This is a genomic window from Thermophilibacter sp. ZX-H3 (assembly GCF_052599055.1).
Genome location: NZ_JBQXES010000005.1, coordinates 45,175 through 57,919, shown reverse-complemented (window position 1 = coordinate 57,919; position 12,745 = coordinate 45,175). Strand labels below are relative to the sequence as shown.

Here is a 12,745-nt window from a genome sequence, read left to right as displayed (position 1 = left end):
TATGAGCGGCGATCATATCAGCAGGCACCATCGCATTTCCTGACAACCGAATGACGCTTCCAGATCGGGCATTCGTGCCATCCCTCAACGAACCCCATGCGTCTCAGCTCATCGTCATTCAGGTTCTTCAGTAGCCTGAAGAGCCTCTCGCGCCAGGAAGTCTCCGGAGCGATCCTATCGAGCAGGTAGCTCAATATGGTCAGAATGCCAAACATGTTGTCCGACCGTACCTTGAACGGCTCGTGCCACTCAGGGTCCTTCTCCGCTGCAGGAATAATCGGCCTGGTACCAATGCCCCTGTTCCAGAGGCGGCCATGATGCGCGCAGATGTTTCGCACGGTGTTGATGGCAACAAGCCAGGACTTTAGGACCCGAGACGAGACGCCCAAATCACCGGATAGCTTGTTTCTGATTGCCGGTGAGGCCCCGTTATAGAGACGAAGCATCGTGCCAAAGTCCATCAAGTTCACGAGGATCCAATACGGAGGAAGACTGTGGACATCGCCGTACTGCTCTCTGAAGTGAACAGCAAAAGGCTCGCGAGATCGTTCGAACTCGCTCTCGCATCGCTCGAGAAACTCCTCGTAATCCTCCTGCGTCAGACGAGGAAGGTTCTTAGGATCCAGAAAGCCAAACGGCCCTGTTGCCCCGGCAAGTTCATACGCGAGTTGCGTGCGAAAATAAACCTCAATGCGTTCAATGGCATCGAGCACAACGAGCCTGAACTGTCGATCGAAGACGTAGAGCTTCCACACCTGCTCGAAGGTCGTCCCCTCGACAAACCGCTCGTCCTTCTCGCCATCCTCATCGGAAACAGGCTTGCGTTTGAAGTTGTACCAGTATCCGCTCAGTCGGTAATACCCAATATCAGCGAGATGAGCGATGAGGCGGTCACGGTCAGCGATGAGCCCTCGCTCATTAATCAGCAGGTCAGCCTGCTTCTCAAAGGTGAGCCAAGGCTTTGAATACTCCATCGCACCCCCGCATCGAGATAAAAGAAGACCCGCCAGTGTGCATCGTTGAGAGGCCAGACGGGTTTACTGGTTACATCCTACCACAGCTCAAGAGAGCCTATTCGCGCATCGCGCAAAACGAGGGCCCGCCGGGCATGGCAAACCGGCGGGCCCTCTGTGAGGGGCATGCGACGAGGCGGAGCATTCCTGGTCGCAGGGGTAGGTCGGGCGTGCCAAATAAACCTGACGTCAGTGGCACGAGTAGTAGGTGTTGCGGAGGGGGAGCTCGGTCTGGAGCTCGCCGGTGAGGGCGCGGTAGGCGTTCTGGACCGCGGGCGCGGTGGGAATCGTGGCGATCTCGCCGATGCCCTTGGCGCCGTAGCCCACGTCGAGCAGCTCGTCCTTCTCGACGTAGATGGCGTTGATGTAGGGGATGTCCGGCGCGCGGAAGAGGCCCAGCGTGCCAAACTTCACCTGCGGGACGCAGTCCTTGAGGTCAAAGCGCTCCGTGAGCGCGTAGCCCATGCCCATGAGCACGCCGCCCTCGATCTGGCCCTGGATGGCGATGGGGTTCACCACCTTGCCGGAGTCGTGCGCGGCGTGGACCTCGGTCACGCGGCCGTCGTCGTCCAGAATCACGACGTGCGTAGCGTAGCCGTAGGCCACGTGGCTCTTGGGGTTGGGCACGTCCGCGCCGAGCTTGTCGGTCTTCTCGAGGTACTCGTAGGAGAACTCGCGGCCCTCGAGCTTGGCCAGCGCGGCCACCGGGTCGGCCGCGTGGTAGCCGGCGCCCGGGCCCACGTAGGGCGTGCCGTCGGCGTACTCGACCACAAAGCCGTCGCCGTGGGCCACCACGGGCTCCGTGCCGGTCTCGGTGCCCTCCTCCACCGCGAGCATGGCGTCGCGCAGCAGGAACGCCGCACCGCGCACGGCCTCGCCGGTGATGAGGGTCTGGCGCGATCCGGAGGTGGTGCCGGAGTCGGGCGCGTTCTCGGTGGAGCACTCGCCGTTCACGATGTTTGCGAGCGGCAGGCCCGTAGCCTCGGCGACGTCCTGCAGGAAGACGGTGTTGCAGCCTTGGCCGATGTCGGAGGTGGCGGAGTAGACCACGGCGCGGCCGTCCTCCACGCGGATCTTGCAGCGGCCGGCGTCGGGCAGGCCCACGCCCACGCCCGCGTTCTTCATCGCGCACGCAAGGCCGGCGTGGCCGGGGTGCGCCTCGTAGACGTCCTTGACCGCGAGCAGGGTCTCCTTGAGGGCGGTGGAGCGGTCGGCGATCTGACCGTTGGGCAGGACCTTGCCCGGCTCGATGGCATTGCGGTACCGGATCTCCCACGGGGAGATGCCCACCTCGTCGGCGAGAAGGTCGATCAGGCTCTCGAGCGCAAACTCGCTCTGGCAGACGCCAAAGCCGCGGAACGCACCGGCGGGCGGGTTGTTGGTGTACCAGCCGTAGCCGCGGATGTCCGTGTTCTGGTAGCAGTACGGGCCCACGGAGTGCGTGCAGGCGCGCTCCAGGACCGGGCCGCACAGGCTCGCGTAGGCGCCGGTGTCGAAGTTGATCTCGCAGTCCAGGCCCACGAAGGTGCCATCCTCGTCGCAGCCGAGGGTGAAGGTGCCCTCCATGTAGTGGCGCTTGGGGTGGAAGTTGATGGACTCCTGGCGCGTGAGGCGCACCTTGACGGGACGGTCCACCGCGAGCGCAGCGAGCGCGGCCAGGTGCTGCACGGAGACGTCCTCCTTGCCGCCAAAGCCGCCGCCCACGAGCATGGTCTCCACGACGACCTTCTCGGGCGTGGCGTCCCAGCCCAGCATGTGGGCAATCTCCTTGCGGGAGTCGTAGGCGCCCTGGTCGGAGGAGCACACCTTGACGCCGCCCTTGTACGGGAAGGCGACGGCGCACTCGGGCTCGAGGAAGGCGTGCTCGGTGAACGGCGTCTTGAAGGTGCGCGTCACCTTGTGCGCGGCGCCCGCGAGCGCGGCGGCAGCGTCGCCGCGGACCACGTGGCGCTGCTGGCAGATGTTGTTCTCGGGCGTGACCCAGTTGCCAAAGGCGAGGTAGGGCTTGTGGAGCACGGGCGCGCCGGCGGCGCGGGCCTCCTCGATGGAGCGGACGGGCTCGAGGACCTCGTACTCCACCTTGACGGCCTTCTTGGCCTTCTCCAGCGTTGCCGCGTCCTCGGCCACCACCAGGGCAATCGCGTCGCCCACGCAGTGGGTGATGTCGCCCTCGGCCGTCATGACGTCCCAGTCGTAGAGCAGATGTCCCACCGCGTTCACGGGCACGTCGGCGGCCGTGAGCACGGCGAGGACGCCCGGCATGGCGCGGGCCTTCTCGGCGTCGATCTTGACCACGCGGGCGCGCGGGTACTTGGAGCGCACGGCGCTGGCGTAGGTGAGGTCGGGGAAGTCGCGCTCGTCGATGTCGTCGGGGTACTTGCCATAGCCGAGGACCTTGCGGCGCACGTCCACGCGGAAGGCGCGCTTGCCCACGCCGTAGTCGTCTCCGCGCTCAAGCTCGGGGTCGATGTCCTTCTCGCCCCTCAGGATTGCGGCGGCGAGCAGGATGCCTTCGATGATCTTCTTGTAGCCGGTGCAGCGGCAGACGTTGCCGCGGATGGCCACCTTGACCTGGTCCTCGGTAGGGTCGGGCACCTTGTGGATGAGGGCCGCGCCCGCCATGACCATGCCGGGGATGCAGAATCCGCACTGGACGGCGCCCACGGCGCCGAAGGCGTAGACGAAGGCCTCCTGCTCCTCGTGGGGCAGGCCCTCCACGGTCACGATGTCGCGGCCCGCGGCCAGGCGCGTGGTGAGGACGCACGCCTTGGTGGCGCGGTCGTCCACGAGCACGGTGCAGGTGCCGCACGCGCCCTCGGAGCAGCCGTCCTTGACGGAGGTGAGCTTGAGGTCGTCGCGCAGGTAGCGAAGGAGCGGCTTGTCGGTAGCGACGACCTGCTCCTCGCCGTTGACGGTAAAGCGGTACTCGGCGTTAGCTGCCATGTCCTTCTCCCCTACTCGAAAACTTGCCTAAAAGGGGCCTGGCCCCTTTTAGGCATGGCCCTTTTAGGCAAGGGCGTAGATGCCCAGCGTGTCGTGGATGACGCCCTTGCGGCACTTGGTGGCGCACATGCCGCACGCGATGCAGAGCGCGTAGTCGATGCGGGCCTGCTTGTCCTCCACGCGCATGGCGCCGGTGGGGCACGCGCGCTCGCAGAGGCGGCAGCCTATGCAGCCCTCGTCGGCGACCCAGATGCGCTTGAGCTCGTCGTCCATGTCTCTCCCCTCGTTGCGTGCAAAGGGGACAGTCACTTTTGCACGCATCCAGATTCCGAATCCGGCGAGTTCATGCGTGGCGTGCAAAAGTGACTGTCCCCTTTGCACGCCGCGGCTGGGTTACTTGGCCAGCAGGTAGGCGTAGGTGTCACGGACGGCGCAGATGGTGAGGCGCACGTCCTCGGGCAGGCCGCAGGTGGCGTCGTTCACGTCGTAGGTGCCGTCGGAGCCGGCCAGGCGCACGCGGACGCGTCCGTCGGGCAGCGGCACCCAGCCGCGGTTCTCGCTCGCGTCCATGTCCTCGGCGCTCCAGAAGAGCGTGAGCTTGTCCTTGTACGGGCGGCCGCTCCACGGGCAGAAGACGGCACAGTTGCCGCACTCGTTGCACATGCCGTCCACGTGGACGACCTGCTCCTGCGCGAGGCCCGGTACCTTGATCGCCACGTTGGCACGGTTGGGGCAGACGTCGCAGCAGACCTCGCAGACGGTGGCGCAGCCCAGACAGCGGCTGGAGGTGCAGCCGGCCACGTCGAGGCAGATGTCACCCTTGCGGCCCATGATCACGTCGTACTTGTCGGCGCGGACGTTCTGGGCGGAGTAGGCGTTGAAGTCGACGCCGGCCAGGTCGCGGGCGACGGCCTGCGCGTCGGCGATGGCCTCCACGAAGGTGGCAGGACCGCGGCGGCAGTCGCCGGCGGCCCAGACGTGGTCCACGCCGGTGGCGGTGCCGACCGGGCGGCCGCGGCGGTCGACCTCGACGCCGGCGCCCTCGTAGAGCCCGCGCTCGATCTGCTCGCCCACCGCGCAGATCACGGCCGTGGCCGGAACCTGCACGGTCTCGCCCGTGCCCTCCGGGCGGCGGCGACCGGACTCGTCCGGCTCGCCAAGGCGCATGACCTCGCAGGCCAGCTTGCCGTTTGCCACGCCGATCGGGGCGAGAAGCTCGCAGAGCTCGACGCCCTCCTCGAGCGCCAGCTGCAGCTCCTCCTCGTCGGCCGGCATCTCCTTCTTGGTGCGGCGGTAGACGATGCGCACGTTCTGCACGCCCTCGGCGCGCTTTGCCACGCGCGCGGCGTCCATGGCGGTGTTGCCGGCGCCCACGATCACGACGTCGGTGCCCAGCTCCATGGGCTCACCGGACTTGGCAGCCTCGAGGAACTCCAGGACGTCGATCTCCTCGCCGGCCTTGAGGCCCACCTTGCCCGGCGCCCACGCGCCCGTGGCAACCACGACGTCGGTGAAGCCCTCGTCGAAGAGCTCGGTCACGCTCGTGACCTCGCGCCCCATCTGGACCTGCGCGCCAAAGGCGAGGCAGAGGGCCACGTCCTTGTCGATGTCGTCGTGGGAGATGCGGAACTCGGGGATGACGTGGCGCGCCACGCCGCCGAGACTCCCCGTGCGCTCGATGATGGTGACCTTGGCGCCGGCGCGCGTCAGGAAGAACGCGGTGGCGAGACCAGCCGGGCCGCCGCCCACGACCGCCACGTTCTTATCGGCCGCAGAAGCCAGCCGAGAAGGACCGGCGGCGCGGAGCTTCTTCACGACCTCGTCGAAGCCGCCGCGCGCCGCTGCCAGCTTGGACTCGCGGATGCGCGCGCCCTCGGGCTCGTAGAAGCTGCGCTCGCACTTGGCGCCGCAGGGGTGCGGGCAGAGGTTGCCGGTGATGTGCGGCAGGGCGTTGCGCTCAATGACGATCTGGAGCGCCTCGGAGAACTTGCCCTCGTCCACGCGGGAGAGGTAGGCCGGGATGTCCTGCTGGATGGGGCAGCCGGTGCGGCACGGCGCCGTGAAGCAGCTCATGAGCGGGAGCTCGGCGTCGATCTTGTGCGGCTTGGCCGGCTTGATGGGCTTCTGGTAGTCCTTGCCGGAGGCCACGCGGGCCGCGAGCTCGGTCACGGCGTCGACGTCCACGTAGTCCAGGCGCTCGGCGCCGGCGAGAAGGCCGGCGATCTGGAAGAAGCGCTCGTAGCCGCCGGGCTTGAGGACGTTGGTGGCCATGGTGATCGGCCAGATGCCGGCCGCGTAGAGCTCGCAGATGTTGCGGGCGTCGGCGCCGCCGGAGTAGGAGATGCGCAGGCGACCGTCAAACTGGCGGGCGATGCGACGCGCCAGCTCGATCGTGAGCGGGAAGAGCGAGCGGCCGGACATGTACATCTCCTCGCTCGGCAGCTCGCCGCGGGTCACGTCCACCGGGAAGGTGTTCGTGAGCTTGACGCCAAACGCGAGGCCCTTCTCGTCGCAGAGCTCGATCAGGCGCTCGAACATGGGCACGGCGTCGACCCACTGCAGGTCCTCGCGGAAGTGCGTGTCGTCGAAGACGATGTAGTCGAAGCCGAGCTCGTTCAGGCGCTCGCGCGCGAAGTCGTAGCCCAGAAGCGTCGGGTTGCACTTGATGTAGGTGTTCACGCCCTTCTCGGTGATGAGGTAGGTGGCGATGCGCTCGATCTCGTCGGGCGGGCAGCCGTGGAGCGTGGACTCAGTGACGGAGTTGGAGACCTGCGGGGAGACGGCGTTGACGAAGTCGGCGTCGACGTTGTCAAAGCGGTCGAGGTTGGCGAGGGCCCAGTCGCGACACTCGGCCCAGACCTCGGTGCCGGAGGCGTCCTTCATGCCCTCGATGTACGTGTCGACCTTCTCGGACTTGATGCCCTCGAGGCTGTAGCCCACGGACATGTTGAAGACAAAGCCGTCCGGGTCGCCCAGGCCGTACTCGCGGGCGATGAGCTTGCAGGCCCACCACGCCTTGACGTACTCCGCAAAGGCGTCGGGCACCGTGAGCTCGGTGGACCACTCGCAGTTGTAGCACTCGTCCTCGGCCACGATGCAGGGCTTGTTCACGCAGGCGGAGAGCTCCTCGCCGTCCATGACCTGCACGGTCTTGAGCTCAAAGAAGCGCGAGCCCGCCACGTAGGAGGCGATGATGTTCTGCGCGAGCTGGGTGTTGGGGCCAGCGGCCGGGCCAAAGGGGGTCTCGATCTTCTCGGCAAAGATGGGCTCGGCGCCGCCCTCGTGGACGTAGGCCTTGCGCACGCCGAAGATGGCGCCTTGAGTCTCGTGCTCGGTCAGGACCCAGTCCATGACCTGCGCGAACGGGATCGGCCTCATGACGTCGCTCATTGTTGCTCCTCTCCGCGTGCAAAAGGGACAGTCACTTTTGCACGGTCATCACGATTGGTCGCGCCCCCCTGCGTGCAAAAGTGACTGTCCCTTTTTCCCGCCACGCGCCGACCGGTCCTAGTACGTGCGCTCGTTCAGGGTGCCCCAGAGCTTCTTGGACTGCTCGAGGGTCCAGGCGTTGATGCGCTCCTCGTCAAAGGCCACGAACTCGCGGTCCTTGTAGAGCACCTTGCCGTTGACGATGGTGGTGCGGCAGTTCTTGCCCATCATGCCGAAGAGCATGTGGCCGTCGATGTTCTCGTCCGAGAAGGGCGTGAAGACCGGGTAGTCCATCACGATGACGTCGGCCGCGGCGCCGGGCGCCAGGACGCCGATCTTGCGCCCGAAGTACTCGCTCGCCATGGCGGGGTTGTTCTGGAAGAGCATCGTCATGGCCTCGGCCCAGCCCACGTTGGGCATGGCCGCGTTGTGACGCTGGATGATGAGGAAGACCTTGAGGCTCTCGAGCATGTCGTGCGTGTAGGCGTCGGTGCCCATGTGCACCGGGATGCCGCGGCGGAAGAACTCGAGCACCGGCGCGCAGCCCACGGCGTTGCCCATGTTGGACTCGGGGTTGTTGACGATGTGGGTGCCGGTCTCCTTGATGATGTCCATCTCGGCGGGCGTGACGTGGATGCAGTGGCCGAGCATCGTGCGCGGGCCGAGAAGGTCGTGCTGCAGCAGGCGCTCGATCGGCGAGATGCCGCCGCGGTTCTTGCGGCTGTCCCAGACGTCGTTCATGCCCTCGCAGACGTGGATGTGGAAGCCGGTGAGGCCGGCGTTGGCCTCGGCCATCTTGTCCATCGTCTCGTCGGAGAGCGTGAAGGTGGCGTGCCCGCCGAACATCGCGGCGATCATGGAGTTGCCCTCGGCCTGGGCCTTGGCAGCCCACTGCGCGAACTCGGCGTTCTCGGCGATCGACTGGTCGCGCTTCTCGTCGCCGCGGCGGTCGGAGGTCTCGTAGCAGAGGCACGCGCGGATGCCGGTCTCCTCGCAGACGTCCTTGATCGCAAAGAGGGAGCCCGGGATCTCGCAGAAGCTCGCGTGGTGGTCGAAGATCGTGGTCACGCCGTCGCGCAGGCTGTCGAGCACGGTGGCGTAGGCGCTCGCGCGGGTGCCGTCGAGCGTGAGGTTGTCGTCGATCTTCCACCACTGCTGCTCGAGGTTCTCGAGGAAGTTGGTGGGGTTGCAGCCCTTGATGGCAAGGCCGCGCGCCAGGCCGGAGTAGATGTGGGTGTGACAGTTCACCAGGCCCGGCATGATGACGCCGCCGTGGGCATCCACGACCTCGGCCCCAGGGTACTTCTCGGCCAGCGCCGTGGCGTCGCCGACCTCGGCGATCTTCTCGCCATCGATGGCGACGGCGCCGTTCTCGAGGTAGGCGTTGTCAGCGTCGCGCGTGATGACGCGACCGTTGGTGACGAGCAGCATTTCGTCTCCTATCTGTCTGGCGAGAAGACCGTTCTTCTCGCCCCTCTTTCCTGCGGGGCGTGCAAAAGTGCCTGTCCCTTTTGCACGGCCTACTTCTCGGGCTTGGGGAGGATGAGGTTGAGGATGATGGCCATGATGGCGGCCGGGGTGATGGCGTTGGAGCCGATGACGGTGGTCACCCAGCTGGGCATGCCCTCGCCCGCGAGGCAGCCCGACGCCATCCAGATGCCGAGGCCAAAGACGACCGAGGTGCCCACGATCGTGGTGACGCGCGGGGTGAGGCCGTCCTTGGTGAACATGCGGACGCCGTTCATGGTGATGGTGCCGAAGACGCCCACCGTGGCGCCGCCGATGACCGGCTGCGGGATGGCCGTGAGCAGCGCGGAGAGCTGCGGCAGCAGGCCCGCCGCAGCGAAGACGGCCGCCACGATCACGAAGACCCACTTGTTGACGACCTTGTTGGAGCAGATGATGCCCACGTTCTGGCCAAGCGCGGAGGTGGGCAGGCCGCCGATGAAGGCGGAGACGAGCGAGGTCGCGCCCTGGGAGACGATGGCGCCGGAGAGCTCGCGCTCGGTGGGCATGCGGTCCATGGAGCCGAGGCAGGCGGCGGAGACGTCGCCGATGACCTGGATGGCGACCATCGGGTAGACCACGGCAAGCGTGATGCAGACCTCGGGATGGAACTCGAGCGCGTACGGCATGATCTTGGGGAACGCGAAGACGCCCGCGGAGCCCACGGCGGAGAAGTCGAGCATGCCAAAGGGCGCGGACACGATGATGCCGGCGATCATGCCGAAGAAGACGCTGCCCAGCTTGAGGGTGCCCTTGGCAAAGTTGTTGAGGCCAAAGACCACGGCAAACGTGACGAGCGCCACGCACCAGGCCTGCGGGGTGCCCCAGAGCGCAGTGCCCTCGCCGCCGGCCATGTACTTGATGGCCGTCGGGTAGAGCGAGACGCCGATCGTGAAGATCACCGTGCCCGTGACCACCGGCGGGAAGAACGCCTTGAGCTTGCCGTAGAAGATGCCGAAGAGGATGGCCGCGATGCCGCCCACGATCTCGCCGCCGAGCAGGGCGCCGAAGGAGAACGTGGCGCCCATGGCCTGCAGCGCCGGCAGGAACGCGAACGAGACGCCCATGACGATGGGCAGGTTGCCGCCGATGCGGCGGAACGGCGCGAAGGCCTGCAGCGCCGTGTCGATGGCGGAGAGGATCAGCGCGACCTGGATGATGTCGGTCTTCTGCTGCGCGGTGAAGTCGAACGTGGCGGCGATGAGGATCGCCGGGGTGATGATGCCGGCGAAGGAGGCCAGCACGTGCTGGAGGGCGCAGGGGATCATCTCGCCGACGGGCGGCATCCCCTCGCGCTGGAACAGGTAGTCGTGGGCGCTCTTGACCCCCGTCGCTTGCGTCTTAGCCATGATCGTCCTCTCCACGATGCTCCGACTATGTTTCGATAGTATTGCGAGAGGTGGCTAACAATTTGTCTGCTTTGATGAAAATCTGTTAGACGGTAGGTTGCGGGGCGTGAGCGGTCGGGACACGGCCCCGTCACAAGATTTTTTCCGTTATCTACGCCGCGATATAACGCCACGTCAAGGCCCGTTTTTCTCCCCAAGGCGAGCCGAGCCTTCGGGTTCGGGCACCTAACAAAAAGTTTGAAATCGCAGAGAATCGGCTAGTATGCTCTCATCGCACCGCCGATCGAGGAGGCCCCATGACCGAGGAGCAGCTCGACTTCTACAAGCGACTCGCCCACGCCCTTGCGCTGCAGTTCGGCAGCAGCTGCGAGGTCGTCGTGCACGACCTCGAGACGAAGGACCCCAGCCACTCCATCGTGGCCATCGAGAACGGCCATGTGACCGGCCGCAAGCTCGGCGACGGACCGAGCCACGTGGTGCTGGAGGCGCTGCACGCCGGCGACTCCAAGCTCGAGGACCGGCCCGCCTACCTCACCAAGACCGCGGACGGCAAGATCCTCAAGTCCTCGACCGTCTTCATCCGCGACGAGGCCGGGCATGCCGTGGGCATCTTCGCCATCAACTACGACATCACGATCCTGCGCGCGATGGGAGACACCATCGCCGAGGTCGTGGGCACCGAGCCGAGCGCCCCGCGCGAGCCCGAGCCCATCGTGCGCAGCGTGGCCGACCTCCTGGACGACCTCATCGAGCAGAGCGTGCAGCTCGTGGGCACGCCCGTGGCGCTCATGAGCAAGGAGGAGAAGGTCCGCGCGATCCGCTACCTCAACGACACCGGGGCCTTCCTCATCACCAAGAGCGGACCCAAGGTCTGCAAGTTCTTTGGCATCTCCAAGTACACCCTCTACAGCTACCTCGACGAGGCGCGCGCTGGCGAGAAGGACGCGTAGGTCGAGCGCTCAACCGGACGTTCTTCTCGCCCAGGCGAACATGCTTGCGCACGGATTGGCTGAGCATGCCTCTGCGCACACTTTCCGACCCGTAGGGGCCGATTCTGTGCGCTGGGGCATGCTCGCGCATTCTGTGCACCCAGGCATGCTCGGAGACGTCAGCGCAGGACGCGCGGGCGAGAAGGACGCGCCCGAGCATGCCTCCGCGCACGCAACTCGCTAGTTGACCCCGCGGAAGCCGCGGCCGATGATCTCCGAGCTGCTCGTGATGGTGATGAAGGCGCCCGGGTCCGTAGCGCGGACAAAGAGTCGCAGCTTCATGGCCTCGCGGCGCGAGAGCACGCTCGTGAGGATGGTCACGCGGCGGCCGGAGTAGGCGCCCCAGCCCTGCGTGACCGTGGCCGTGCGGCCGAGCTTCTTGACGATGAACTCCTCCACCTCGCGCGGGTGCGAGCAGATGACCTGGCAGACCTTGCGCTGACGGATGGACTCGATGAAGCCGTCCACCACGAAGGTCTTGCCGATGAGGGCGAGCACGCAGTAGAGGCCCACGCGCGGCCCATAGAGCCCGATAGCCGCCACGACCACGGCCACGTCAACCGCAAAGAGCGCCTTGCCGATCTCCAGGTCCGTGTGCTTGCGCAAGATCATGGCCAGGATGTCCGTGCCGCCGGTGGAGGCCCCGATGTCAAAGACGATGGCCGAGCCCACGGCCGGCAGGAGCACCGCAAAGCAGACGTCGAGCCAGAGGTCGCCGGTGATGGACTGGGTCACGGGGAAGAGCCACTCGAAGAGCGAGGTGTAGCCCGAGAGCGCAAACGACGCGAAGGCGCTCCAGAGCACCGCCTTGCGGTCCAGGAAGGCGAACCCCAGGCCCACGAGCACGGCGTTCAGGATCCACATGTAGATGGAGACGGGCAGCGCCGGGATGGCGGTGTTGAGCAGGATGGCAAAGCCCGTGGTGCCGCCGAAGGCCAGGTGGTTGGGCGTCTTGAAGAGCACGAGCGCGATCGCGGTGAGGATGAGGCCCACGTTGAGCAGGGCAAAGAACTGCGGGAAGCTGTAGGCCATACGCTTCTTGGAGAGCCTCTGGCCGCGCGCCTCCTCGTCCTCCGTCACGACCTCAGAGACCGGCTCCACCGCCGCCTCCAGCTGCTCGTCCACCGCACGCTCCCCTCCGCGCACGCCAAACGAACCCGGTTCGTTTGGCACGTCCTGTTGGCCTTCGGGGTCGGCAGTCTAGCAGGTTCCGCGCCGTGGCGCGCGCCTGTAGCGAGGATGCGCAGACTCGTTTTTCCAGAAATCCCAAGCTACGCATCATTTGATTTGATATTTTTCATACGTAAACCCAGAATCGTGGACATATTGACGCATTATTCCGCGTTACGTATTAAAAACTTGAAACCAAATGACGCGCAATCTCAAGAATCCGAAAAAGCCAGCTTACGCATGCTCAACGGAAAGAAGAACAATCGAGAAGAACCCCCACTCCGCCCTTACCCGGCGGTTTGCCTCGCGACGAACGAGAGGCCGTCCTTACCAACGGCAGAGGCCG

At 65.9% G+C, this 12,745-nt stretch carries 8 protein-coding genes; 1 reads left to right on the top strand and 7 read right to left on the bottom strand.

Annotated features, from left to right (window positions below; translation table 11 throughout):
* Positions 1-17 precede the first annotated feature (17 nt).
* The 6 genes from ACULPM_RS03275 to ACULPM_RS03250 all read right to left on the bottom strand — a co-directional run bounded on the left by ACULPM_RS03275 (position 18) and on the right by ACULPM_RS03250 (position 10,240).
* Positions 18-974: an Abi family protein gene (locus ACULPM_RS03275; protein WP_445331107.1), complete on the bottom strand. Its 957-nt coding sequence runs from the start codon at positions 972-974 to the stop codon at positions 18-20.
* Between the two features lie 228 nt (positions 975-1,202).
* Complete coding sequence (gene xdh, locus ACULPM_RS03270) at positions 1,203-3,956, bottom strand: selenium-dependent xanthine dehydrogenase (protein WP_445331108.1); 2,754 nt, start codon at positions 3,954-3,956, stop codon at positions 1,203-1,205.
* 63 nt (positions 3,957-4,019) lie between these two features.
* Positions 4,020-4,229, bottom strand: a complete 210-nt coding sequence (locus ACULPM_RS03265; protein ID WP_445331109.1) for a 4Fe-4S binding protein — start codon at positions 4,227-4,229, stop codon at positions 4,020-4,022.
* A gap of 120 nt (positions 4,230-4,349) precedes the next feature.
* Positions 4,350-7,346 carry a putative selenate reductase subunit YgfK gene (gene ygfK / locus ACULPM_RS03260; RefSeq protein WP_445331110.1) on the bottom strand — a complete coding sequence of 999 codons (2,997 nt, stop codon included), beginning with the start codon at positions 7,344-7,346 and terminating at the stop codon, positions 4,350-4,352.
* Between the two features lie 117 nt (positions 7,347-7,463).
* A complete protein-coding gene (gene ssnA, locus ACULPM_RS03255) occupies positions 7,464-8,816 on the bottom strand; it encodes a putative aminohydrolase SsnA (RefSeq protein WP_445331111.1) in 1,353 nt (450 codons plus the stop codon).
* A gap of 89 nt (positions 8,817-8,905) precedes the next feature.
* The gene (locus tag ACULPM_RS03250; protein WP_167930907.1) at positions 8,906-10,240 is read right to left on the bottom strand and encodes a uracil-xanthine permease family protein; all 1,335 of its coding nucleotides are present in this window, start codon (positions 10,238-10,240) and stop codon (positions 8,906-8,908) included.
* A gap of 296 nt (positions 10,241-10,536) precedes the next feature.
* Here ACULPM_RS03250 and ACULPM_RS03245 point away from each other — a divergent pair, with 296 nt between their 5' ends.
* The gene (locus ACULPM_RS03245) at positions 10,537-11,190 is read left to right on the top strand and encodes a helix-turn-helix transcriptional regulator (protein WP_445331112.1); all 654 of its coding nucleotides are present in this window, start codon (positions 10,537-10,539) and stop codon (positions 11,188-11,190) included.
* 219 nt (positions 11,191-11,409) lie between these two features.
* On the opposite strand, the gene ACULPM_RS03240 is transcribed toward ACULPM_RS03245, so the two are convergent.
* Positions 11,410-12,354, bottom strand: a complete 945-nt coding sequence (locus ACULPM_RS03240; protein WP_445331113.1) for a YitT family protein — start codon at positions 12,352-12,354, stop codon at positions 11,410-11,412.
* Between the last annotated feature and the right edge of the window lie 391 nt (positions 12,355-12,745).

Excerpts from the sequence above, each read along its gene's own strand:
- ygfK (WP_445331110.1), bottom strand. The coding sequence starts at position 7,346 with ATGAGCGACGTCATGAGGCCGATCCCGTTCGCGCAGGTCATGGACTGG.
- ACULPM_RS03275 (WP_445331107.1), bottom strand. The coding sequence starts at position 974 with ATGGAGTATTCAAAGCCTTGGCTCACCTTTGAGAAGCAGGCTGACCTG.
- xdh (WP_445331108.1), bottom strand. The coding sequence starts at position 3,956 with ATGGCAGCTAACGCCGAGTACCGCTTTACCGTCAACGGCGAGGAGCAG.
- ACULPM_RS03250 (WP_167930907.1), bottom strand. The coding sequence starts at position 10,240 with ATGGCTAAGACGCAAGCGACGGGGGTCAAGAGCGCCCACGACTACCTG.
- ACULPM_RS03265 (WP_445331109.1), bottom strand. The coding sequence starts at position 4,229 with ATGGACGACGAGCTCAAGCGCATCTGGGTCGCCGACGAGGGCTGCATA.
- ACULPM_RS03245 (WP_445331112.1), top strand. The coding sequence starts at position 10,537 with ATGACCGAGGAGCAGCTCGACTTCTACAAGCGACTCGCCCACGCCCTT.
- ssnA (WP_445331111.1), bottom strand. The coding sequence starts at position 8,816 with ATGCTGCTCGTCACCAACGGTCGCGTCATCACGCGCGACGCTGACAAC.